24 protein-coding genes and 2 tRNA genes are annotated in these 24086 nt (G+C 57.8%); 20 read left to right on the top strand and 6 right to left on the bottom strand.

The genetic code is table 11. The features are described from left to right. Positions 1-87: 87 nt before the first annotated feature. Together Q7U76_03580 and Q7U76_03575 are read left to right on the top strand one after the other, a co-directional pair. Entirely contained in the window at positions 88-756 is a 669-nt protein-coding gene (locus Q7U76_03580) for a hypothetical protein (protein ID MDO8355454.1), read from the top strand. A 25-nt stretch (positions 757-781) separates the two neighbouring features. Next, entirely contained in the window at positions 782-1423 is a 642-nt protein-coding gene (locus tag Q7U76_03575; GenBank protein ID MDO8355453.1) for an MBL fold metallo-hydrolase, read from the top strand. An 18-nt stretch (positions 1424-1441) separates the two neighbouring features. Here the strand turns inward: Q7U76_03575 and Q7U76_03570 are convergent, their stop codons facing one another. Further along, the gene (locus Q7U76_03570; GenBank protein ID MDO8355452.1) at positions 1442-1738 is read right to left on the bottom strand and encodes a hypothetical protein; all 297 of its coding nucleotides are present in this window, start codon (positions 1736-1738) and stop codon (positions 1442-1444) included. Positions 1739-1760: 22 nt separating this feature from the next. Here Q7U76_03570 and Q7U76_03565 point away from each other — a divergent pair, with 22 nt between their 5' ends. Continuing rightward, on the top strand, positions 1761-2408 hold the full coding sequence (locus Q7U76_03565) for a class I SAM-dependent methyltransferase (protein MDO8355451.1): 648 nt from the start codon (positions 1761-1763) through the stop codon (positions 2406-2408). Positions 2409-2417: 9 nt separating this feature from the next. Here Q7U76_03565 and Q7U76_03560 read toward each other — a convergent pair whose 3' ends face one another. The 4 genes from Q7U76_03560 to Q7U76_03545 are packed head-to-tail and all read right to left on the bottom strand — an operon-like array spanning position 2418 to position 6571. Further along, complete coding sequence (locus Q7U76_03560) at positions 2418-2837, bottom strand: PEGA domain-containing protein (protein ID MDO8355450.1); 420 nt, start codon at positions 2835-2837, stop codon at positions 2418-2420. Between the two features lie 3 nt (positions 2838-2840). Beyond that, a complete protein-coding gene (gene trpS / locus Q7U76_03555) occupies positions 2841-3839 on the bottom strand; it encodes a tryptophan--tRNA ligase (GenBank protein MDO8355449.1) in 999 nt (332 codons plus the stop codon). Continuing rightward, positions 3836-4540 (bottom strand): site-2 protease family protein, encoded by a 705-nt coding sequence (locus Q7U76_03550; protein ID MDO8355448.1) that lies wholly within the window; start codon positions 4538-4540, stop codon positions 3836-3838. Before Q7U76_03550 ends, trpS begins: the two co-directional genes overlap by 4 nt. Positions 4541-4591: 51 nt before the next feature. After that, the gene (locus tag Q7U76_03545) at positions 4592-6571 is read right to left on the bottom strand and encodes a penicillin-binding protein activator (GenBank protein ID MDO8355447.1); all 1980 of its coding nucleotides are present in this window, start codon (positions 6569-6571) and stop codon (positions 4592-4594) included. Between the two features lie 126 nt (positions 6572-6697). On the opposite strand from Q7U76_03545, the gene xerD reads away from it, so the two are divergent. The 17 genes from xerD to Q7U76_03460 all read left to right on the top strand — a co-directional run bounded on the left by xerD (position 6698) and on the right by Q7U76_03460 (position 21970). Then, a complete protein-coding gene (xerD, locus tag Q7U76_03540) occupies positions 6698-7615 on the top strand; it encodes a site-specific tyrosine recombinase XerD (GenBank protein ID MDO8355446.1) in 918 nt (305 codons plus the stop codon). Between the two features lie 124 nt (positions 7616-7739). Next, a tRNA-Val gene (locus Q7U76_03535) sits at positions 7740-7815 on the top strand. A gap of 120 nt (positions 7816-7935) precedes the next feature. Beyond that, positions 7936-8012: transfer RNA gene (locus Q7U76_03530), tRNA-Asp, on the top strand. A gap of 76 nt (positions 8013-8088) precedes the next feature. Beyond that, on the top strand, positions 8089-8793 hold the full coding sequence (locus Q7U76_03525) for a MotA/TolQ/ExbB proton channel family protein (protein MDO8355445.1): 705 nt from the start codon (positions 8089-8091) through the stop codon (positions 8791-8793). After that, positions 8790-9242: a biopolymer transporter ExbD gene (locus tag Q7U76_03520; GenBank protein ID MDO8355444.1), complete on the top strand. Its 453-nt coding sequence runs from the start codon at positions 8790-8792 to the stop codon at positions 9240-9242. The genes Q7U76_03525 and Q7U76_03520 overlap by 4 nt, the downstream gene beginning before the upstream one ends. Positions 9243-9270: 28 nt before the next feature. Then, positions 9271-10269 (top strand): TonB family protein, encoded by a 999-nt coding sequence (locus tag Q7U76_03515; GenBank protein MDO8355443.1) that lies wholly within the window; start codon positions 9271-9273, stop codon positions 10267-10269. Continuing rightward, complete coding sequence (gene tolB, locus Q7U76_03510) at positions 10266-11606, top strand: Tol-Pal system beta propeller repeat protein TolB (protein ID MDO8355442.1); 1341 nt, start codon at positions 10266-10268, stop codon at positions 11604-11606. The genes Q7U76_03515 and tolB overlap by 4 nt, the downstream gene beginning before the upstream one ends. Positions 11607-11678: 72 nt before the next feature. Beyond that, complete coding sequence (gene pal / locus Q7U76_03505) at positions 11679-12362, top strand: peptidoglycan-associated lipoprotein Pal (protein ID MDO8355441.1); 684 nt, start codon at positions 11679-11681, stop codon at positions 12360-12362. Positions 12363-12447: 85 nt separating this feature from the next. Further along, the gene (gene ybgF / locus Q7U76_03500) at positions 12448-13902 is read left to right on the top strand and encodes a tol-pal system protein YbgF (GenBank protein ID MDO8355440.1); all 1455 of its coding nucleotides are present in this window, start codon (positions 12448-12450) and stop codon (positions 13900-13902) included. A 5-nt stretch (positions 13903-13907) separates the two neighbouring features. Beyond that, a complete protein-coding gene (ybgF, locus tag Q7U76_03495; protein ID MDO8355439.1) occupies positions 13908-14699 on the top strand; it encodes a tol-pal system protein YbgF in 792 nt (263 codons plus the stop codon). A 66-nt stretch (positions 14700-14765) separates the two neighbouring features. Continuing rightward, positions 14766-16598, top strand: coding sequence for a DNA mismatch repair endonuclease MutL (mutL, locus tag Q7U76_03490; protein ID MDO8355438.1), 1833 nt, complete (start codon positions 14766-14768; stop codon positions 16596-16598). After that, the gene (miaA, locus tag Q7U76_03485; GenBank protein MDO8355437.1) at positions 16598-17599 is read left to right on the top strand and encodes a tRNA (adenosine(37)-N6)-dimethylallyltransferase MiaA; all 1002 of its coding nucleotides are present in this window, start codon (positions 16598-16600) and stop codon (positions 17597-17599) included. The genes mutL and miaA overlap by 1 nt, the downstream gene beginning before the upstream one ends. Next, on the top strand, positions 17596-18495 hold the full coding sequence (gene mtnP, locus Q7U76_03480) for an S-methyl-5'-thioadenosine phosphorylase (protein MDO8355436.1): 900 nt from the start codon (positions 17596-17598) through the stop codon (positions 18493-18495). The genes miaA and mtnP overlap by 4 nt, the downstream gene beginning before the upstream one ends. Positions 18496-18498: 3 nt before the next feature. Further along, positions 18499-19413: a PfkB family carbohydrate kinase gene (locus Q7U76_03475; GenBank protein MDO8355435.1), complete on the top strand. Its 915-nt coding sequence runs from the start codon at positions 18499-18501 to the stop codon at positions 19411-19413. A 107-nt stretch (positions 19414-19520) separates the two neighbouring features. Then, the gene (locus Q7U76_03470) at positions 19521-20099 is read left to right on the top strand and encodes a tetratricopeptide repeat protein (GenBank protein MDO8355434.1); all 579 of its coding nucleotides are present in this window, start codon (positions 19521-19523) and stop codon (positions 20097-20099) included. 10 nt (positions 20100-20109) lie between these two features. Then, entirely contained in the window at positions 20110-21048 is a 939-nt protein-coding gene (locus Q7U76_03465; GenBank protein ID MDO8355433.1) for a DUF4115 domain-containing protein, read from the top strand. A 475-nt stretch (positions 21049-21523) separates the two neighbouring features. Continuing rightward, on the top strand, positions 21524-21970 hold the full coding sequence (locus tag Q7U76_03460) for a c-type cytochrome (protein MDO8355432.1): 447 nt from the start codon (positions 21524-21526) through the stop codon (positions 21968-21970). A gap of 214 nt (positions 21971-22184) precedes the next feature. On the opposite strand, the gene Q7U76_03455 is transcribed toward Q7U76_03460, so the two are convergent. Then, the gene (locus Q7U76_03455; protein MDO8355431.1) at positions 22185-24077 is read right to left on the bottom strand and encodes a hypothetical protein; all 1893 of its coding nucleotides are present in this window, start codon (positions 24075-24077) and stop codon (positions 22185-22187) included. Positions 24078-24086: the final 9 nt, after the last annotated feature.

Here is a 24086-nt window from a genome sequence, read left to right as displayed (position 1 = left end):
CGCGCGATTATCCACGCTTCACGTCGACTTGTCCACGCTGGAATCCATGAATTGACCCTGCGTCCTGCAGGACGGTATGCTCGATTCATGATGACTCGCCTGGTCCTGTTCGTGATGGCGCTGCTCTGTGCGGATGTGCTGCTCGGTCTGTCGGGAGCGGTCACGGAATCGGACCGCATTCCAGCTGAAGATTACCCGCTCTACGATCAGGTGGTGACGAGCACGTTTCTCACGTCAGCCACACAGTTGGTCGTGATCGAACGGCTGACGCGGCTTCGTCTGTCTCCGGATCAGGAGGAGCCGACGACGATCGGAGTCTTTCAGGAGCAGGAGTATTTCGAGGGCGAACTGCCGTTGGATCTGATCCGGGCATTCATCTCGGTCAATCGGGCATCCAGCCGGCTCGAAGGGCGATTTCACTTTGGGGTCGGCTATCGGTTTGCCACGGGGGATCAGATTGAAGAGCCTGAAGTGTCTCTGGCCCGTCCCGTGACAGTGGCCCATGCCAGACAGGTTCAGGCCTCACCGCTGTTGGAGCGCCTGGCCTTTTCTCGCGTGGCTCGAAACGTCCGCAACGATCAGGCCTTGCAGTATGTCGAGGTCCTACGTCCCGATGGCAGCGGAGCGGGATTTCTCGTGTGGTTTCGTCGTCAAGGACAAACCTGGAGGCAGTTCGATACCGCCGTCGCTTGGACCATCCAGGTTGAGGAAGAGCAAGAGCAAGAGCCGGAAGGCGAACCGAACCTTGCGCCCTGAGGGGCGAGAACGATAGCATGCGAATATGACTCCGACCCTGATTCGAAAAACATTTTCTGTCCCGCCCCTCGGCTGCAATTGCTCGATCATCGGCGATCCGGTGACGAAGCAGGCGATCGTCGTCGATCCCGGCGGCGCGCATGAACGAATCTTGCGCGAGGTGCAGCAGCTTGGCTTGACGGTCACGCATATTCTCCATACCCATGCCCATTTCGACCATTTTCTCGCGTCCGGAGAAATGAAGAAGGCGACCGGGGCGGCGATCTGCCTGCATCAGGACGATCTTGAGCTCTGGAAGAATCTTGAAATGCAATGTCAGATGTTCGGCGTGGCCTACGTGCCGGTTCCGCTGCCGGATTACTGGATCAAGGATGAGGAGAAGCTGTTGGTCGGCCAGATGTCTGCGGTCGCCATCCATACGCCAGGCCACACTCCCGGCTCCATGAGCTTTCATTTCCCGAACGACAACATGGTTGTCGCTGGCGACACGCTCTTCCGCGGCAGCATCGGGCGGACCGATCTCTGGGGCGGGGACTTCGATACGATTGAGCGGTCGATTCGCGAGCGGCTCTACTCACTTCATGATGCGACGACGGTGGTGACGGGGCATGGCCCTGAGACTGAAATCGGAGTGGAGAAGGAGTCGAATCAGTTCTTCAGGATTTAGTTCGTGGCAGGCACAGGGTTATTCTTTTTCCATTCTGACGCGGAGCCGTTCGAGGCGTTTCTCGGTGGACTGTTTGATGAAGGCCATGTTCTCCGCGAGGTGTTGCTGGGCGTTGATTTTGCCTTCCTCGCGCCGCTTCAGTTGGGCCAGTCCAAACTGTGAGATCGAGGGGCCGTCTTCCTTGTTTAGCTCTTTCCAGACCGCTGCACATGTGGTCTGCTTGGTTGCGGGATACTTGTCGCAGGGCGGGTCGACAGCCCATGCGCTGCCCCAACTCACTCCCAGAAGCATCACGGCCAACAGCAGTGCGGTCATCGTTTGTTTCCTCGCGATATAAATGGCGCTTCGCAGCTCACCTCACGATAGCACAACTCAAGTGGTCTTGCAGACGATCGCCGCCTATGAACGGTCCGCTGGGGATTGTCTGGCTCGTTGGAGCAAGCGAAGGCTTCGCCGCCCTCCGTTACTGACTGAATGGCTCAGGCATCTCCCCGTCGATGCGAGGCTGCTGGATCTCGGTTGCGGGGGAGGGCAGGACGCGAGCAATCTTCGCCGGCGCGGCTATCGTGTTGTCGGTTTGGATCGTACCAAGGCGTTGCTCGCGGAGGGACGATGCCGGGATCCTTCGTTGCCGTTAGTCCTGGCCGATCTCCGCCAGCTCCCATTTCAAGCGATGTCGTTCGACGGCCTCTGGGCCGCCGCTTCGCTGATGCATCTCCCGAAACCGGTTGCACGGCGGGTCCTGATCGACCTGTGCCGTCTTGTTCGTCCAGGCGGCTTCTTGGCCGCGACGGTGACCTATGGCATGAAGAGCGGCATCGTGACGGACGGGTGGGTTCCCGGGCGCTACTTCGCTCGCTGGAGAAAGGACGAACTCGCTCGTGCGGTTCGGCGCGCCGGATGGGAAATCCTTGAACTAAAAATAATAACGAACTGCGAGCGTAAGGGACGGTGGCTGAATCTCCTTGCGCAGAAACTAGGCTAGCTCGGTCGGCTATTTCGATGTGGATGGGGCAGATTCTATGCGGCGTTCAAGCGTCAGGTAGATCTTGTCGTCGAAGGTATAGTAGCCGCCCTGGTCGATGTCGTTCATGATGCAAATGGGGGAAAAGAAAATGAAGCAGCCGAAAATGTCTCCGACGACCCACCAGGACCAGGTGCGATCGATTTTGAAGGAGGTCGGTTCATAGCCGTCTTTGACGACCTGCGCGAGGTGGTTGCCTTTGCGGCTGAGCGTGACGGTGCCCGGGGCTGTGAGGTGCAGATAGTCGTCGATGACGACCGTGCTTTCAGGCGGGTTGGTAAAAATGGTGACGGACTGCTTGTCGGAATGCATCCAGCTTCCGCAGCCTGAGAGCCCTCCGACGAGGGCGCAGAGGACGAGCCCACCTTGCCACCGTTTGCCGTGCCGCATCGTTCACCCCATTGAAATGTTCATCGCTTCGTTCACGTCGTGGAGGGTTGCTTTGGCGACTTCGCCGGCCCGGCGGCTGCCCTCTGTCACGATGTCGTTCAGGTATGCGGGATCTTTGCTCAGGACCGCCCGCGCGTCCCACATCGGCGTCATGCGTTCCACGACTCGATCGGCTACAAGCTTCTTGCAGTCGATGCAGCCGATGGCAGCGGTCCGGCATTCCGTATTAATCTGCTCCTGAATCATCGGCAATGAAAATATTTTGTGAAAATCGTACACAGGGCAGAGGTCCGGGTTCCCGGGGTCATGGCGACGGACGCGAGCGGGATCGGTGACCATCGTTTTGAGTTTTTGGCGCACGACCGGTTCGGCGTCGGAGAGGTTGATCGTGTTGCCGTAGCTCTTGCTCATCTTCCGGCCGTCCGTGCCGAGCACTTTCGGATACTTGGTCAGTTGTTCCATGGGCTCTGGGAACACCGGCTTGTAGAGGCTATTGAACCGGCGGGCCAGTTCTCTGGTGAGCTCCAAATGCGGGAGTTGGTCTTTCCCTACCGGCACGAAATCGGGTTTGTAGAGGAGAATATCCGCGGCTTGAAGGACCGGATAGCCGAGAAACCCGTAGGTGGTCATGTCGCGATCTGTAATCTCTTCCTGCTTTTCCTTGTAGGTCGGGTTCCGCTCCAGCCAGGAGACAGGCGTCATCATCGAGAGCAAGAGATGTAAGACTGCATGCTCGGGGATCCGCGATTGCACGAAGACCGTCGCTTTCGCGGGGTCGATGCCTGCGGCCAGCCAGTCGATCAATAACTCCCGGACGAATTCACGGATGCGGCTGGTGTCGGCATAGTTCGACGAGAGTGCATGCCAGTCCGCGACGAAGAAATAGCATTGGTAGTCGTTCTGAAGGCCTTTCCAGTTCTCCAACGCGCCGAGATAGTTGCCGAGATGGAGCAGCCCGCTCGGCTGCATGCCGCTGAGAACTCGTTTCTTGGGTGACGTCATGGTGTATTTCCTGTGCCGAGACCGATGGCGGTGGAGAGGATCGTGTTTGACAGACTGTGGGTCAAGGTGCCGGTGACGGTATGGATGAGGTGGATTTGTGGATCCAAGATGATCAATCCCATCAGGACGAACATGCCATAGGGCTCCACGCGCATGAGGGCCATCGCTGCAGTGGGCGGGAGCAGGCTCGTGAGAATCCTTCCGCCATCCAGGGGCGGCAGCGGCAGCAAGTTGAAGAGCATCAAGAGCACGTTGATCAAGACGGAGTAGACTGCCATTACGGCGATAGGCAGCAGCAGTTTACTGCGCCAGGTGTCCGGCGAGCCGGTCTCTCCCGACTTGGACCAGTAGTCTCCAACCGTGGGCTCGATCGACAGGAGGATGGCGAAGAGCAGGGCGCTCACGATGGCCAGCGCGAGATTCATGGCCGGGCCTGCGGCTGCGACGAGTGCCATGTCACGACGTGGTTGATGCATACAGCGGGGGTCGACGGGGACCGGTTTGGCCCACCCGAGGAAGAAGCCTCCCGGTATGGCCAGGCAGATCAGCGGCAGGATGATGGTGCCGAATGGGTCGATATGTGCCAGCGGGTTCATTGTGAGCCGGCCTTGGAGTTTGGCGGTGGAATCCCCGCATCGATAGGCGACCCACCCATGGGCATATTCGTGCAAGACCATGGCGAAGAGGAGTGGGAGCGCCATGTAGGAGATCGTATGCAGGATGTGGGGTAGGGAGTTCATGGGGTCGCTTTCTCAGTTTACCTGGTGGAATCGACCTCGTTTGATTTGCATGAGGAAGAGCGGCCGATTCAAGGTTCCGTCCGGTCCAAAGGCCGCCGGCCCCGTGAGGGAGGCGAGGTCCGGTTGGGTCAACAACTGGTCGCGGATGGCTTCGCCGGAGGTCGCGCCTTTTCGGATGGCGTCGATCACGAGTTTTGCAGCATCGTAGCCCTGTACGGCGAAGAGGGTCGGGTTGGTTTGAAATCGTTTTTTGTATCGTTCGACAAAATCCTGCACCCCGGAGTTGGGGCTGTCCACAAAGAAGCCGTCGACGAACACGGCTCCGTCGATCGACGAATCGGCCGTGCGGGCGAAGTCCGGCGAGTTCCACCCATTGGTGCCTAAGAAGGGCACTTTCATGTCGTGAAAATTGAGCTGGGCGGCGATGAGTCCGGCGTCGGCTGCGCGGCCTGGAATAAAGACCGCATCGAAGCCTGGCGTGTAGAGAATCTTCCTGTCCATCTTGGTCGGTTTTCCTGTCAGCTTGGTCTGATCGACCGGCACGGATAAACCATACCGTTTGAGATCTTCGGCTTTCATGTGCTTGAGCTGCGCACTCACGTCGGCCTCGCCCTCTTTGTAGGACTCGATGGCGATCACTTCCCCTTCGTGCTGGCGGACCTCTTGGGCGAACAGTCTGGCTAATTCGCGGCCGTAGGCCGTATCGGGATGCAGGATGCAGAACCGCCGGAAGCCCTGTTCCCCGATGGCATAGGCCGCGATGCGTTTGGCTTGGAGCTGATACGTGAGCGAGGTGCTGAATACATAGGAGCCGAGCCTCCTGACGTTGGGGACGGTCGCGGTCGGCGTGATCAAGGGGGTGTGGGCTCGCCCGGCTAGTTCAGCCATCACTGGCAAATGTTTGGACAAGAGCGGGCCGATGACGGCGAGGAGGCGATTGTTGCTCAGAAGTCCGGAGAAATCGTCTAAAAACGACGCTCGATCGGATTCGGAATCCTTGACAATGAGACCAATCGAGGGGACGCCGGCCTTGTCTTTATGTGCTTCCATGGCCAACTGGATGCCGTTGAGGGTTTCGGTGGCAAAGGGAGCGAGTTTTCCGGAGAGCGGCAACACCGAGGCGATGAAAAACTGATGGGACATGAGTTTGGCTTGGAGTGTCGTGAGCAGCTCCGAGGTGCCGGCCGCCTGCGGGTGTGTCGGGAAGCTTGAGAGAAATTGCTGGATTTGCCGGACGGCCTGGTGTTCTTCGCCCCGGCCGACATAGACGTCGATGAGGCGGAGCGAGGCGAGATCGCCGGGAAAGCTGCGAGGAAAGGTTTCCCGGATTCGTTCGAGAGGTTTGCGGTCCGATGTCTCGTTGACGAACTCGCGGATACGGGTCCTCGCGTCTTCCGCTTGGTCCTCGGTGCCCAACGCCATTTCATCGAGCCAGGCCTGGATGGCATGGATGGTGTCTTTTTTTTGCGCGTAGAAATCCCCACTTAGGCGCAGGGCTTCGCGTCTGGTGACGTCATCTTTCGAGAGGGTGCGGAGACTGGTCAGAATGGGGAGCGCCAGGTCGAGGTTGCCCATCGCCGCATGGGTACGGGCCTGCATGATCTTGCCGCGGTCTGAGACCTCGGACTCAGGAAACTCCGTCTGCAGTTGCTGCAAGTATTTGAGGGCCTCACCATACTGTTGTGACCCATAGAGGGCTGCGCCGAGCAGGAGATAGGTATCGTCGAGCAGGTCGGGTTTCGGCGAGGTCGTCAGGAAACGACGAAGGAGGGTGATGGCTTCCTCCGCCCGTTCTGTATCGATCAGGCGTTTCGCCTGGTTCAGGGTCGGATGGCTCGCCGTGGCAGGTGTTCCCGTTTGGGCATAGACCGCAGAGCTGAGCGCGAACCCCATTGGCCAGAACAGGGTGCAGGCAAGGGCGAGTGCCAGGCCCCGGCATGCCAAGAGGGGAGAGATGCGCTGTGGGGGCGTCGCTATCAACGGGCGGGCCATGGGCTCCTAGAGGGGTAACGGACTTGTGGTACGCAGGTGACTACTATCGGAAACCTTGTGGGGGTGTCAAGGAAAGTCCCGTATGGCTCGTTGTGTTCATGAGAGTGATTGGCTATCATCGAACCGATGATGTTGGACCCGCTGGTCGAGCGATACTTGCGCCATCTTCGAGTGGAAGGTGGTCTCTCCGTCAACACGATTGAAGCTTACCGACGCGATCTGAGTAAGTTCCATGCCTATGTGCATCGCACCGGCGCCGTATTGCTTCAACCGCTCACGCCGGCGATGCTGACGGGGTTTCTTCATTCGTTGCAGGAGGCCCGGTTGTCTCGCGCCTCCTCCGTCCGCTGTCTGTCGGCAATCCGCGGATGGTTCCGGTTCCTGATGCAGGAACGAATGATTGAGGAAAGCCCTGCCATCAGTCTGCCTGCGATCACTCGCGGCATTCGACTGCCCAAAACATTGTCGCAGCAGGATGTCACGGCGTTATTGGATCTGGTAGCAATCCCTACTCTTGAAGACCGACGTGATCGTGCGATGGTGGAGTTGCTCTATGCGACGGGGCTGCGCGTGTCTGAATTGGTGATGGCTGAAGTCGCACAGGTGAATCTTGATGTCGGCTATCTCCGGGTCACGGGCAAGGGGGCGAAGCAGCGCTTGGTGCCGATGGGCGAAGGGGCCAGGCAACTGCTGCAGGAGTATGTGGGTACCGTGCGGTCGGAGCTTCTCAAACAACGGACATCGCGGTATCTGTTTGTCTCAAGGCGTGGCGGTCCGCTGACGCGGCAAGCCTTTTGGAAATTATTGCGAGGGCGTGCGCAGCGAGCTGGGATCACACAGGTGATTTCACCGCACATGTTGCGGCATTCGTTTGCCACGCATCTGCTCGAAGGCGGGGCCGACCTTCGCTCTGTGCAGGTCATGCTCGGCCATGCCAATATTGTGACCACGCAGATTTATACCCATGTCGAGCGGGGACGTCTGAAGCGGGTGCATGACACCTATTTTCCCAGGACGGGCCGGCGGCCTGGACAGAAAAAATAACCGAAGAAGCCCCGATTCATGTGTGCGGAGCAGGTGATGGCTAAAAAATGCAAGAAGAGTGCGAGATTCGGTTGACATGGGGAGGTGGACTTGGTAGCATCCCGCCCAGCTTGTTAAGAAAATCGGGCGGATAGCTCAGTTGGCAGAGCGCCACCTTTACACGGTGGATGTCGCAGGTTCGATCCCTGTTCCGCCTACCAGGGAATTGCTGGGTTAAGGGGACAGGATAGATACGATACGAAGAATTAAGAACTTCAGACGGGACCAACCGCTAGATATCGTCTTGTCATTTACATCTTCCGCTATACGTTGAGTTTCGAGGGGCCGTCGTTCAGCTGGTTAGGACGCCAGATTGTCAATCTGGAGGTCGCGGGTTCAAATCCCGTCGGCCCCGCCAATTTTCCCCGGTGAGTGTGTGGGCTTCGTAGGCAGGAGGGTGAGTACTTCCTAGAGTCGGGAAAGGTTATCGCTGCATGTTTCAGACAGGTCTATCCGGACTGGTCGGCTCGCTTGGTTCGGTGTCGAAAATCGTTCTCTTACTCCTGTTCGTATTCTCCGTCATCTCCTGGGCCGTAATTTTCTCCAAATGGCGAGCCTTCCGCGTGGCCGATCGAGAGGATCGACGGTTTCTTGCGCTCTTAGCCAAAACACACGACCTCGACGAGTTGTATCGGCAAGTCCGGCGAATCGAGGGGAGTCCCAGTGCCGCCGTGTTCGAAGGCGTGATGGAGCGTGTGGGGTCCGGGCGAACCGAGGGCCGGAACGGCTTCAGCGCGGGACCGGTCGATCAACATGTGATTGAACGGACAGCAGCCCATCTCGGGCAAAGCCAGCTCTCGCGGCTTGAGACCTATCTCCCCTTTCTTGCCACGACGGGAAATATTACGCCCTTTGTCGGACTCCTCGGGACCGTGATGGGAATCATCGACGCGTTTCGTGAGATCGGCACGCAAGGGACCGCCAGTATTTCTGCTGTCGCTCCCGGTGTGGCGGAGGCTCTCGTCGCGACGGCAGCCGGCCTGTTCACCGCCATTCCCGCCGTCATCGCCTATAACTACTTTCTCATTCGGATTCGCAATACGGCATTCCGGTTGGATTCGGTAACCATCGAGCTTCTGGCCTCCCTCGCGACTGCTGCATCTAAACCGAAACCTGCTCCCGTCGGAGCTCAAGGATGACCCTTGAGTCTCGGCACCGCCGGTTTCTGGCCGAAATCAATGTGATCCCTCTCGTCGACGTGGTCCTCGTCCTGCTGGTGATTTTTATGGTCACGGCGCCGATGTTGTATCGAGGGATGGACATCAAGCTGCCGACCTCTGCCACGAATACGATCAAGCCGGAAATGCGCACGGTGCTCACAATCGAAAAAGACCAGCGGCTCTATCTCGACAAAGATCCGGTCGGCGTGGCCCAGCTGGAACAGAAATTGAAGTTGTTGAAGCGGGACCACCCCGATGTGTCGCTGTATCTGAGGGCGGATCGCGATGTGCCCTATGGTATCGTCGTTCAAGTCATGGACGGCGTGAAAAAAGCCGGAATCGAGAAGATCGGGATGGTGACGGAACCGGCCGGCCCCGAGCATGTGTCTGCGCCGCAAGTCCCGCGTCTTCCGCCGCGAAAGAATTGATGCACCGTGCGTAAGGGGGCTGGTTATTATGACGTTCCAGACGTCGGTCCAGTCGAGTTCGTGGTTCGAGCGGGACGAATCCAGTATGAGCGCTCGCCTCAAGCGAACGCTGGCGTTGTCGCTTGGCCTGCATGTTGCGCTATTGCTTGTGATCACGGGGCTCAGACTTCCACAGCACGGTGAACGCCCATTGACGTCGGTGGAAGTCTCGTTGGTCAGTTTGCCGGCACCTGTGAGGCCGGCTGAGCCGTCGAAGCCGGTTGAGTCAGCGAAAACTGCAGATCAGAAACCGGTCCCTGCGCCATTGGTTAAGACGATGACCGCACGGGCAGCCCCTTCCGTTGCGCCTCCGAAGGGCGAGGTGAGGAGGGATCTGCTCCGGGATCTTCAGCTCCCGCCGGATGCACCGAAGTTCGGCGATTTGAGCCCTGCAAAAAAAATAGCAGCGCAATCCCAACAGGCGGCGAAAGTGAAGGCCCTCGATATCCCTCGTGTCCCCGATGTGGCGCCAGACCCGGCCGCCAAGATTTCGCAGCGGTCTTCAGTCAGCGACGATTTGAATCGTGAATTAGAAGAAGAGCTGAAAAAGATTAAACAGTTTCAGCCCGCAGCGAAGCTGGATATCCCGAAAGACGTGAAGCCGAGCGAGGCGCCGGTGAAACCGGCTCCTCAGCAAGAGGCAAAAGTCTCGTCGGTGAAGACCCCGGATACGGCGCTGAAGATTTCCGGTACGACCGGGTCGAATCCCTATTGGGCTCGCGTGCAGGCTGTCATCAGCAGTCATTGGGAGCCGCCGCCGATCGATATGGCAGGACAGACCTATACCATGGTCGTGAAGTTTCGGCTGCAACGGGATGGAACGATCAAAGACGTGGTCGTGCAACAGTCGTCAGGGAATGCCTACTATGATCTGGCAGGCCAGCGCGCCGTGTTGAAGCCACGAATGGTCCCGGCCTTTCCCGCCGATATGACAGACAGCTATAAGGATATCGAGATGGTCTTTCGAGTGGGAGAATCGGCCGGATGACACAGGTGAAATTGATCAGTGCGTTGGTCGGCGGGCTTCTGCTGATGGCCGGTGCGATCGGTATTCTGGAGTCCGGCGCGGCAGATGTCTTCCTGGAGGCCACGCGCCCGGACTTTCAGAAAATATCGCTGGCTGTTGCGGGGATACACAATGCCGGAGGCCCCGATTGGTTGGGGGGACGGATCGAAGAAGTCCTCAAGAAAGATGTGAAACGCTCCTTGGTCTTTGATTTATTGGATCTGCCCAGTCTTGGGATTAAGACGTTTGATATCGGCAACGGGACGGAAGCCGGTTCTAAGGCCGTATTTAAACAGGCAGCCGAGAAGGGTGTCTCGGTGTTGGTTTGGGGAAAAGCGGGCCTGAAGGAGGCAGATAAAGACGCCGACGTGAACATGGAAGGCTTCGTCTATGACAGCGGCAGCGACGAAGTCGTGGGGGGGAAGCGGTATGCAGGATCCCCCTCAGTGGTGCGACTGATGGCGCATCGCTTTGCCGACGAACTCGTGTTTCGTTACACGGGTGAGCCTGGTATTGCGCGGACGAAGATTGCCTACGTGGCCGAACATGGGTCTGCCCGAGAGTTGTTCGTGATGGATTATGATGGGTATGATACGCGCCAGTTGACGGCCGACGGGTTTCTGAATCTCATGCCGCGATGGTCTCCGGATCGCCGTTTTCTCGTGTTTACGGCCTATCGCAACCGGAATACGCAGGACATCGATATGATCGAGTTGGCGACGGGCAAGCGATGGACCGTGATTTCCCTGGGGGGGCTGAATATTACTCCGGCGTTGTCTCCTGATGGAAACTTCCTGGCGTTTGCCTCCAGCCACGAAGGCAATTCCGATCTCTATCGGTTGGATACCAGGACGAAAGCGATTCAACGCCTGACATCAAATCCCTCCGGTGACTTGTCGCCCTCCTGGTCTCCGAACGGGAGAGAGCTGGTGTTTGTGTCGGATCGAGGGGGCGGGCCACAGCTGTTCCTGATGGGGGCAGACGGATCGAACGTGCGTCGCCTGACGTTTGAAGGCGACTATAATGCGGCACCGGTCTGGTCGCCGCGCGGCAACTGGATTGCCTATGTCTGCCGGGCTCGCCGGGAGTATAAGCTCTGCCTCATTTCGCCCGACGGACAGAAGCGGATGCAATTGACGACAGGACCGGGCGTCGACGATTCCCCCTCCTGGTCTCCGGATGGCCGGCATCTGGTGTTCAGTTCGACGGCCGATGGCAAGAGCCACATTTATATGATCAATGCCGATGGGAAGGATATCGAGCGGCTGACATTTGAAGGGACGCACAATAGCGCGCCCTCCTGGTCTCCGGCATCGTGAGGTGACCGTACTCGCGAGAATGAATACAGGCCAACTATTGAGATGATTAACTTAGAAAGAGGAGAGCGATCTATGACGAAGACATTAGGTATCTACGGTATCACGTTGGTGGCGAGTATGGCATTCATCGGGATGCCTGGCTGTTCCAAGAAGTCTGTGCAATCGGGCGGCGACTCCCAGGCCACGCAAGGTATGGCGAAGGGGGGGAGCGTAGGAAGTTCAGATAGTTCTAAGTCTGGGGTGGGGAGCTTCCCAGACACGAGCCTTCAGTCCGGTGGCGGCGGACTTCAAGGGATCAACAAGAATCCTTCGGAAGAGCGAGTCGGTGGCGGTACGTTGTTGGCTAAAGTCGATCCTTCCGGCAGCGCCGGGCGGCAAATGGATGAAATCCGTGCCGAGCAGGCGGCTTCGGCTGCAGCAGGCTTGCGAGATGTATTTTTCGCCTACGATAGCTGGACCATTTCCGAGGATGGGCGCCAAGCGCTGAGCCGCGATGCCGAATGGATGAAGTCCAACTCAAGCGCGCAGATCAAGGTCGAGGGACATTGTGACGAACGCGGGACCTCCGCCTACAACCTGGTCCTCGGAGAGAAGCGAGCGAAAGCGGCGCGGAACTATCTGGTCGAACTCGGGGTCGGCGCCAATCGTTTGTCCGTGGTGTCGTACGGGAAAGAGCGACCCTCCTGCAATGAACATACGGAGGCCTGCTATCAGCAGAACCGGCGCGGACATCTTTCGTTAAAGACCGGGAAGTAAGCGTCGTATTCGTTGTTGCGATGGGTGAGACTTCGTTGTCCATGACGCGAGTGCAGGGAATTCCTTTATCATAGTGGGTGAAACAATGTGGAACCATTCGGATACAAGGGGAGCCTGGACGACGATCAGTCTGATCTGTGCGTTGCTGTCGCCTGGCTGCGTTGCGCAAGAAGCTGATCTTAAACGGACGGAAAAGAATCTTCAGCAGCGCATCAAGCAGACGAGCGATGAGTCGGCGCAGACCCGTGCGCGACAGAGTCAGGAGATTTCGGTGCTTCGGGAGCAGGAGCTGCCGCAGTTGCGGGGTGAATTGGAGCGGGCATTACATCAGGCCCAGGAGCTCCAGGGTAAGCAGGAGGACCTGAAGCAACGTTCGGGGGTACTTGAACAGCAAACCAAGAAGTTGGAACAGCTGGCGGGCAAACTGGATACAGACAACGCCAATCGTTATGCGCAGGTTCGTGAAAGTTTGAATGCCCAGGATGTGAAGACCAAAGCGGACCGTGACCAGTTCAGAACCGAGATGAACAGCCGTCTCGACGACGTCAATAAGCAGATGGAGATTCTGCGAAAAGAACTGATCGAGGCCGTGCAGAAGACCAACAGCGCACTCATGAAGAATGTGGATGCCCGTCTTGAGGAGCAGCGTAAGGCTGCGGCGGACAGTCAAAACCGCCAGGACCAACTGGCCGCCAAGTTCGCGCAGTTCAGTCAGTCCTTGACGGGGTTCAAGGATTCGCTGACGGGATTGAGCGAGCGAGTCAGTCAAGAAGAGCAGACGAATAAAGCCTCGACGACCCATATCAACGAGATGAATAAATCCGTGACCAGTCACTTAGGCGAGGTCAATAAGAGCGTCGCGTCTGTTGCGCAGAAGTTCGCGGCTCGTTTCGATGAGCAGGACCGTCGTCTGGATGCACTCTCCACAGCCGTCGATCAGGCCGCCCAGAACACACATGTGCGTGGGGGGAACAAGGCCGGGGCCCGTCAATCAGCGTCGAAGCCGGCCCCTCGATCGGCGCCGATGCCTTCGTCTGATACCACAAAAGTTGAGCCGGTTACGCCGTCGGCAGCACTTCCTGTGCAGGCTGAGGCGGCGGCATCGACAAGCGAATCTGAGGAGTCGCCGCGTCCACAAGTCAGCCAGAGTGGGGAGCATTCCGACAAACTTGAGTACGAACGGCTACTGGCCCTCTTTCGTGATGGGGATCTCGATGGAGCCCGACAGGGGTTTGCCGCATTTTTGCGGGACTATCCAAGCTCGGATCTGTCCCCCAACGCGCGGTATTGGCTCGGTGAGTCGCACTACGGCAAGAAGGATTACCGGCAGGCGATCGATTCGTACGATCGTGTCGAACTGGATTTTCCCCAGAGCGAGAAAGTCCCGGCCGCGATCTTAAAGAAGGGCTATGCCTACTTGGCGATGAAAGATAAGAAGCGCGCCTCTTCGGCCTTCAAACAGGTGGTAACGTTGTATCCACGGAGTCCTGAGGCAGGTAAAGCGTCCGATAAACTATCCCAGTTGAAGGAGTCGCGATAACCGTGATGTACAAGAAAACCGGATTTGTGCGATCGGGTGTGATGATGGCCTTGGCAGGCCTGTTGCTCGCCGGATGTGCCAAACATGCGGACTTTGTCGAGCTGCGTGACAATTTGGCAACGGTGTCGAAGTCGCAAGATCAGGATCAAAAACGGTTAGATGCCCTGCAACGACGTTTGGAGTCGCTGGAACGGGTGAAGGATAGCGAATCGGCCAAGCCGAAGGTTGATCCGAAAATCGATGAGTTGTCTGCCCGGATCCAGAAAATGGAAAACCGGATGGCGGCCAAATCAGAGGAGATACCGAGTGTTCCGGCTGCGCCCAAGATGGACCCGGTTCCGGGAGAGCCGGCCCGTCCCTCCAAACCGCAGAAGCCCGCGTCGGCATCGGATGTGCCGACGATGATGCCCGGTGTTCCGACGATTACCCCGACGTCGGCGTTCAATCTGGCGTACAACGATTATCTCAATGGGAAATACGATCTTGCCGTGGCGGGCTTTCAGCGATTTGTGAAAGACTTCCCTGGCACGTCGCTGACGCCGAACGGCTATTACTGGCTGGGGGAGTCGTCCTATCAGCAGAAAGACTATGTGCGCGCGATCCAAGCGTTCGAGTATCTTACGACAGAGTTTCCGGGAAATGAGAAGGTGCCTGCAGCGCTCTTCAAGTCAGGGCTTGCGGCGGGAGAGACCGGAGATCTCGTGAAATCGAAGAAGCATCTCAAACGCGTCATCGAAGAGTTTCCTACGTCGGACGAGGCGAAGTTGGCCAAGAGCAAGCTCGCCGAAATTCGATGACCGGACGGTTCTCGAAACCGTTCGCCGGCGCGCCCTTGTTGCCGGCGTCCCCTGGAGCCTAGCCCCATGCCCGCGGCCAGTTGCACCGCCAAAATCCAGGTTCTTCCAGACGATGTGATCAGCCGCATCGCGGCCGGCGAGGTCGTCGAGCGCCCTGCCGCCGTCGTCAAAGAGTTGCTGGAGAATAGTCTCGATGCCGGCGGCCTGCATATCACGATCGATGTGAAAGATGGCGGGCTGGCCCTCATTCGTGTGACGGATGATGGAGAGGGCATCAGCCGTGCGGACCTTCCCCGTGCCTTCGAGCGGCATGCCACCAGCAAGCTCCGGTCAGATCGGGATCTGGCCTCGGTGACGACGATGGGTTTTCGCGGCGAGGCCCTTCCGAGCATCGCGTCCGTGTCTCACGTGCTGGTGACGACGTCGACCAGGCAGGATACGGTGGGCGCACAGCTCACCCTGATCGCAGGAGCGGGCAGCGCAATTCTCGATGCGCCTGCCGTGCCCGGCACCAGGATCGAAGTCTCCAACCTGTTTTTCAATCAACCGGCGAGAAAGAAGTTCCTCAAGACGACCACAACCGAGTTTTCCCATATCAATCATGCCGTGCAGCTTGCAGGTCTGGCCTGGCCGTCGGTGCATTTTCGTCTTACCCATAACGGCCAAGAGATCCTCAATTACCCCGCTGTGGCATCGGATCGGGATCGAATCCTCCAAGTCTATCGTCCGGCGTTTCTCGACCGAACCATTGAGGTGAGGGGCCGGGCAGGAGGCCTCTCGATTCGCGGCGTCATGGTCGATCCTGTTCATGCACGATCCTCGAAGATGCCGCAGGAATTGTTTGTGAACCGGCGTCCGGTCCGTAACGCAACCGTATTTCATGCGGTCATGGATGGGTATGGATCGTTTCTTCCCAAGGGATCACACCCGACGTTCGTCCTCTTTTTGGATATCGAGCCGGATCGACTGGATGTCAACGTGCATCCCACGAAGAAGGAAGTCCGTTTCGCTGACACAGAATCGCTCCATCAGTTGGTGCGCCAGTCCGTCCGTCATGCACTCGGCGGTTCCGAACGGACGGCCACGGTGGGTCTCGCGCCGACAGGGCTGTCGGAGAAGGCCCCGGAGTTCGTTCCCACGGTCGGGCGAGAGGCTTCCTCCTTTCAGAGCTCTCGTCAGGCCGCACCGATATCAGGTTCTACGCGGGATTCCAGAATTCCTTCGAATGACGCTATCCTCCGATCCGGCAGCATTGAGGGAAGTCAGTTGGCCTTTGCTCATGAGGCAGTTGCCGACTATCAGCGGACAGAGAAACCCCTCATCGTGCCGTTTGGACAAATTCGTCGGACCTATCTCGTGGCGCAGGTGGGTGAAGAACTCCAAGTGATCGATCAGCATACGGCGCACGAGCGTGTCCTCTTCCAACGGCTGTGGCGGGGCTGGCAAAGCCGGAACATCCCGTCGCAGCCGCTCTTGATTCCGGAGCTGATCGAGCTGTCAGCCACCCAGAGCACGTTGTTACTGAAGCGTGGTGATGACCTGGAGAAGCTCGGCCTCTTGATTGAGCCGTTTGGTGCCACGGCTGTGGCGATTCGCGGCGTGCCGGTTGGCCTTGGCAAGGTGGATATGTCGGCGTTGGTGGAGGATCTGCTTGACGATGTGACCGAATGGGACAAGGTTCCGTCGCTGGACTTGCGGGTACAGCCCGTGCTGGCGTCTCTTGCCTGCCATGGGGCGGTGCGAGCCGGACGAACCATGGCGCTTCCTGAAATTCAACAGCTGATTCAGGATTGGGTGGAGGAGGGCTTGATCACGACGTGCCCGCATGGGCGCCGCACCGCGTTTCGCCTTTCGACCGATGAACTCGCCAAGCTGTTCGGCCGGGTTGGATGGACATGATGGCTATTCCGACTCGGGTGATACATCGTCTGTCCGACAGACATGTCCGTTGTAAGCCTGTGGTCGTGATTCTTGGACCGACTGCTGTTGGGAAGAGCCGTGTTGCGGTCGAGGTCGCGAAGGCGTTCGAAACCGAAGTGCTCACAGCAGATTCCCGGCAAGTCTATCGCGGGATGGATATCGGGACGGACAAGCCGGCCCAGGAGGAGCGCCAGGCGGTTCCTCACCGTCTGATCGATCTCGTCAATCCCGATGAACCGTTTAATGCAGGATTGTATCGCGGTCAGGCGGTCGATGAGATCGATCGTCTCTATCGGGATCACCGCCTTCCCCTGGTGGTGGGTGGCACAGGGCTCTACGTGCGGACCCTTCTCAAGGGCTTGTGCGATGCCCCACTGGCCGATCCAATTCTGCGGGCGGCCTTGAGGCAGGAGGCAAAGGAGCAGGGGCTCGATCGCCTCTACGCGCGACTCATAGGCGTTGACCCTGTGGCTGCGGCTCGGCTGCATCCACGCGATGAATCGAAAGTCATCCGTGCACTGGAGGTGTACCAGCTGTCTGGACGGCGCATGTCGGAGTTTCAGCAGGAGCATGCGTTTGCCGAGCGGCCATTTTGCTCGTTGATCATCGGCCTGAATCGTGACCGCGATGCGTTGTATCGGCGTATCGAGGAGCGAATCGATTGGCAACTGGCTCATGGTTTGATAGAAGAGACGACACACCTTCTCTCCCTGGGGTATCAGCGTGACAGCTCGGCCATGAAGGGCTTGGGGTATCGACAGGTGGCCGAGCACTTGGCCGGCGAGTACGATACGGCGGAGATGGTTCGTCGCTTCAAACGGGACACGAGACATTTTTCCAAGCGACAAATGACCTGGTTTCGAAAGGAGCCGGGAGTGCAGTGGCTGACGATCGAGCATTCGGAATCTGTCGCGCATACGGCTGAGTTGGTGATTGGGCAGGTCGAACGATTTCTTCTGACACTTGAGGGCCAGGCATGAGACGACAGGGACCGGGTACGCGCGCAGACATCGGGATCATTGGCGGTAGCGGGCTCTACGATATCGAAGGGCTTCGGAAGGTGAAGGAGCTCGCAGTCAAAACCCCCTTCGGGGCTCCCTCCGACAAGTTGATCCTCGGCGAGCTGGACGGAATTCGTATTGCGTTTCTCTCACGGCATGGACGAGGCCATCGGATCAATCCGTCCGAAATCAACTACCGCGCGAATATCTATGCCTTGAAGTCGCTCGGGGTGAGTCGGGTGATTTCTGTGAGTGCCGTTGGGAGTATGAAGGAGTCGATCAAGCCGGGAGACGTGGTGCTGCCCGATCAATTCATCGATCTTACCAAGCGGCGGGTGTCGACCTTCTTTGAGGGAGGAATTGTCGCGCATGTGGCGTTTGGCGATCCAGTCTGTGCCTCGCTTGGTGCGGCATTGCTGGAGGCGACCCGCGCGGTTGGCGCCACGGTGCATCAGGGAGGTGTCTACCTGTGCATCGAAGGGCCGCAATTCTCGACGAAAGGGGAGTCCAGGCTGTATCGTCAGTGGGGTGCGAGCGTCATCGGCATGACGAATCTTCCTGAGGCCAAGCTGGCACGCGAGGCAGAGCTCTGTTATGCCACAGTGGCCTTGGCGACCGATTACGATTGTTGGCATGAGACGGAAGAGGCCGTCACCGTCGAAGGCATCCTGGCGACGCTCCGCCAGAATGTCATGCTGGCCAAGCAACTGTTGCGGACGGTGATGCCTGCGGTGGCAGCCGTCACATCGTGCCGCTGTCAACGCGCGTTGCAGGATGCCATTATTACGGCGCCAGATCGGATGCCGGTCGCGCTCAGGAGGAAGCTGGCTTTATTGATAGATCGGGCTGTTCCAGTGAAGAAAGGAACTCGGTGAACTATGGGGAAGTTGCTTGTGGTCGGGTCGGTCGCGCTTGATACGGTGAAGACACCCTTCGGAGAAGTCAGTGAGGTTCTGGGAGGGTCGGCCACCTATTTTTCGACGGCGGCCAGTTACTTTACCAGCGTGGATCTTATCGCTGTTGTGGGGGAAGACTTTCCTCCGCAGCATCTGGCGTTCCTCAAGAGCCGTGGTATCGATGTGACGGGGTTGGAGCGGCGGCCGGGAGAGACCTTTCGCTGGAAGGGGGAATACACACATCAGCTGAACGAAGCGCATACGCTCGACACGAAGCTCAACGTCTTCGAAACGTTTCGCCCCAAGATCCCTGAGGCCTACCGATCCCCGGATCTTTTATTCTTGGGCAACATCGATCCCGAGCTCCAGTTGGATGTCTTGCAGAAACTTCCGCGTCCGCCCCTCGTCGCGTGCGATACGATGAATTTCTGGATCAACGGCAAGCGGGAGGCGCTGTGGCGGGTCTTGGAGAAGGTCGATATCCTCATCATTAACGATGGGGAGGCTCGGGCACTCGGCGAACATACGAATCTTGTGAAGGTTGCACAGAAAATACTGGCACGCGGGCCCAAGCATCTCATCATCAAGCGTGGGGAATATGGGGTCTTGATGTTCAATCAGAAGCAGGTGTTTGGAGCTCCGGCCTTTCCGCTTGAAGATGTGCGCGATCCAACCGGTGCAGGGGATACCTTTGCCGGCGGATTTTTGGGCTATCTGACGGCGACCGGCAATCGCTCGGTCGAGGCGTTCAAACAGGCTATTATCTTCGGAAGCGTGATGGCGTCATTTACCGTAGAAGCCTTTAGTCTTGACCGTTTGCGAATCCTGGACTACAAAGAGGTGCAAGACCGTTTTCGAGCCTTTAAGCAGTTGACCCATTTCGAGGACATTTCGTGACGAATATGGCTTCCGTCGTTCCTATTGTTCGAGTACGGATATGTTCACTGGTCGCCTTGGGTCTGGTGATCGGATGGCTGCCAGGCTGTGCAACTTCTGAAGAGTCGATGCAGAAATCAAAAGGCTATTACCAGGAAGGTATCGCGAGCCTGGAATATGATCAGCAGAAGGCCTATGTATCGTTTCAGAAGGCGTTGAAGCTGGACCCTGGTAACAAGGAAGCGCGATATGGGCTCGGCCATATTTTGGCGGTGCAGGGGAAATTGCCTCAAGCGGAAGAAGAGCTCAGGGCTGCGACAGCGCTTGATGAGAATTACTCAGAGGCCTACACCTATCTCGGTCAGGTCCTGCAGAAGCAGGGGCGATGGAAGGACGCGATTGCATCGTTTCATCAGGCATTAGCCAATCCCGTCTATACGACCCCGGATCTGGCCCGATTCCATCTCGGTCGGTCGCTGGCTCACGAGGGCGACTATCAAGGCGCGATGGAAGCGTTCGAAGATGCTTTAGTGGTCAGTCCGCCGAATGTTCCCCCCGCCTTGTTAAATTTGGAGCTGGGACGGGCCTATCACAAACTTGGATTCGAGCAGCGTTCGAAGGACACGCTGATCAAGGTGACGACGCTCGATAAGGGCGGCGAGTATGCCGCAGCCGCGAAAGAACTGCTGACACGGCTCAAGCCGTAGAGAGATACCTATGGAATCGATCGGCGAATTTTTCAAACAGGTGCGAGAGACCAAGGGGCTCACAATCGACGAGGTCGCGGCCAAAACGCGAATTCGAACCGATTTTGTGAAGGCGTTGGAAGATGGGAATTTTGCCAAGCTGCCCGATCAGGTGTTTGCGCGAGGTTTTGTCCGGTCCTATGCCAGATCTCTCGGCCTCGATGAAGAGGATGCGATCCACCGATTTGTGCAATCGGCTGGCGCTTTTTACGACAAGCAAATCGAACGAGAGCGGTTGAAAGTCCGGCAGGCGGAAGAAGAGCGGAAGCGGCAATCGAATCGAAAGGCCGTCGCGGTTGCTATCGGCATTGCGATTTTCACGCTCATTTTTCTCTTGAGCCGTGAGCAGTCGTCGCTTCTGGTGCGCCGTTCGAGCTCAGATCTTCCGGCTTCTTCCTCCAAGCGGACGATTCAACCGGCTCAGGAAACTCAGGCCCTGCCACCGCCAAGCCCGCAGGCAGAAGCGGTTTCTCCATCAGCCGCTAAGGCTAAATCGGGGGAGTCCCCTCTCGTGCCAGCCAAGACAGGCACGGGAAGTACTGTTGGGCCAGTGGCTGGAGCCGTGCCGCTGACTTCATCGATGCCCGAGTCGACCGCCCCTGCCCCCTCCTCGTTGGGGAGCGATGGGCCATTGGGAGGGATTTCGCTCGAAGGGACCGGGACCACGGACGGACAGTTGGTGTTAGATCTTGAGGCAACAGAACTAAGTTGGGTCGTGGTCCAAATCGATGGTGGTAGTCCTCAAGAGGCCTTGCTCCGACCAGGTGAAAAGGGCAGATGGAAGGGGCAGGATCAGTTTATCCTGACGTTGGGTAACGCCGGAGGGGTGAAAGCCGAGCTCAATGGCAAGCCACAAAAACCATTCGGCCCGAGTGGTAAAGTCGCTCGCGATATCGTGGTCAAGCGCTAACGGCCCTCAAGTTGTTGTCTTTTTTATTGGTTCACCCCATTCACACCTCGGTTCCGTGAGAGACGGACGTAGCTGACGAGAAGCTACGAGGCTTCGGCATACTCGATCGATTGATGGGGCATCGCAGTAGGGACTGAGGCGCAATGGTGTCACCATTTTAAGGCGTCCAAGATCTCTGAGATCGTACCTATCATAACTAGCTGGAATATCATGCATCACAGAATGTGCACTCTGGCACGGGCTTTGAGTAGTCTCTGGTAGAACGGACGATTGCCAGTGGAACCAAAGTGAGTATGAAGTGAGGCGCGAGGCCGTGAGAAATTCGCGGAGCGGGAAGGGGTCGGTCTCGAGTTGGAATGCTTGACATGGGTGGAAGGCAGTTGTTATATTCGCCGGCGTTTTGTCGACTTTACATGGATCTTTGAGCCAGAGGCCGAGTTCACGTGCGGTGGTTAAACACAAAGGAGGACGTCTGATGGGGTATTTCTCTAAGTTCCTGGGAATCAGCGCAGCGCTGATGATGTTGTCGGTCTCAGTGGTCGGAGCCGAGGAGCGCGAGCCGCTGAAGCCCCGCGTTCCGGCGGATCAGATGAGCGATGCAAAGGCGATGAAGAATCCAGTTGCCGCGACTCCTGAGAATATCGCCAAAGGGAAGGCATTGTTCGAGGGGAAGGGCACCTGCTTCAATTGTCATGGCAAAGAAGGAAATGGCCAGGGCCCGGCCGGTGCGATTTTGAACCCGAGCCCCCGCGATTTCACGAACTGCAAGTTCCACAAGAAGCGGAAAGACGGAGAGCTCTTCTGGGTGATCAAGAACGGCAGCGCAGGAACAGGGATGGTCTCCCTGATCCCGGCCGCGATCAACGAGGAAGAAGCCTGGATGATCATCAACTACGAGCGGAGCTTCTGCAAAGGCGAGTAATTTCGCCTGAGCGTGAGTGTAAGAGGGTGGAGGAGCGAATCCTCCACCCTCTTTTTTTGTCCGCTGATCGTGCCATCCTATTTCGTCGAGCCCGTGCGGAAGGCAACGCCGCATCTCACGTATGACGGCCATGCATAGGCTGTGAGCATGACGCTCATGAACAGTATGTCGAGGTCTGCCGGGATCTGATTGCCGGTAAGGCGTGCGATTGCTTCTAGCGAGCGACCGTTCCCTGGATCGAGGCTGGCTTGGTCAATATCAAGGCTGCGGAAGGATCGGCTGAGCGGATAGGCGGCGCAATTATAGGGCGTTGTTCCTGGCCCATGTGAGTCTTTGAGGCCCACAATACTTTCTGGCTGAGATAGGCCACCGTTTCGCCGACGGTCACGTCGCCATCCCGATTCGTATCGGCTTCGCCGCGCAGTGCCCGCAGCAGATAGTAGGTGAACAGCCCATGCCGATGTTCGTCGTCTTCTAACCCACGTCCGATCCCGCTGGTTCCGATGACATGGAGCGTCGAACTCCCCGGAGGATTCCACTGCGGGGGGGCGGCCTTGGTTTTGCCCTCAGCCCCCATTCTGGACACAATGCCATCGAACAGAAATATCGTCTGTTTCGCTTTGAGGCGGGAGAGCGCTGCCTCCAAATCCTTGAACGGGTAGGCTCGTGAGGTGCTTGTGGCGGTCCCATCGTATGGCACCAGGAATGTGTCTCCCGTCGCAGAGACCGAGGCCAGACCGGCGAAATAGACAATGACAACCGCATCCTTGCTCATATGAGGCGGCAACCAATCTAACAGGGCTTCGTCAATATCAGGACGGAGCGCCTTCCAATCTTGTAACAGCCGAATATTGGAGGCCGGTAAGCCGCCGAGAGATTGAAAATAGGTTGAGACCATTTCGGCATCCAAGGAGGCAAATTTGCGAGAGGGGACTTGCTGGTCTCGATAGGATCCGATCCCGATTGAGAGCAAATAGGTGTGGGGCTGATGAAATCCCGCGGTCACAGCAGGGATCTGATCCACGTCGTCTGTTTTGATGCCAGTGGGTTGGATCGAGAGGGTCAGGGTTTGAATCGGCGGTTGAGTCCTGGCTCCTGATTCAGACACTGCCACCTGGACCTCGGCCTTCTGCTGTTGGACGGCTTGCGGCAACGTCGCCACAAATTCGATCGAGCGGGATTGGCCTGGTTGCAGTCGTCCGACCGCCAGCGTGGTGACCGGAAATTGGGCGAGCAACGAGGCGGTTCCCGTTAAGGTCGCCGTGACACCCTGAAGCTCAGGCTCTCCTCCGTTTACGAGATCGATGCGGACTCGAATCCGTTCGCCTCCCTCAAAAACTAAATTACTGTTCTCGTCCAGCACGGTGGCTTTAAACGAAAGTGCCGAAGGGATGCCTTTGGTTGGTAGAGTCGCCGGTGATGGAGCTGGTTTGGTTGGTAAGACTGCCACTGTGGCGGGCGCCTGGCCACCAGCCCCAGTCAATTGGGTCCTGGCTGCTCGAATGAATTGCGTCGCCAGGGCAACTCCGGCGTCGTGCACGAATTCCCCCATGTTGCCGTAGTCGCAACGGCGTTGGGTTGGTTCCAGAATGAGGCGCTGATTGTGCGTGATCGAAATGGTCTGCTGGCTCAGCTCTTTTCCCGCGGCATTTTTAAAGGTCAAGAGTGCTTCGAGAACCATGTCGGCCGGCACGCGGTCATAGACACTGTCCGCCCAAAGTTTGAGGCCTGAACGTTGGAGGGTGACCAGGATCTCCGTGTCTGGCGTCACCGGCGCGGCCACTCCCCCGGTGACGGTCACGGCCGTAAAGTTTTGGGCCGCTGCGTCGATGAGGATGGATTCCGTTTCCTCACCCACGTTGAGCTCATGCGGGCTATTGCATCCATCCGTGTACTGCATCTTGAGGTTGGTGAGGGAGGGATCGAAGGTCAGCTTCACAGAGTTTGCCAGACGCGGGCCCATGTCCGGTAACGGGGTTCGGCGAAACCCTGAGGTCAGCTTCTCACATCCCCATAGTCCACCCACGGAAATGAGGAGACACAAGAGAACGGCCCATTGCCTCGTGAGTCGTCGAGATGGAGCCGGTGAGTATTGTTCGATGACCATAGCTTGGGA

The sequence above is a fragment of the Nitrospirota bacterium genome, from assembly GCA_030645475.1.
In the GTDB taxonomy this organism is placed as follows: domain Bacteria; phylum Nitrospirota; class Nitrospiria; order Nitrospirales; family Nitrospiraceae; genus Palsa-1315.
The sequence above is the reverse complement of the archived record's forward strand: the minus strand, read 5'-3'. Positions and strand labels throughout refer to the sequence as shown.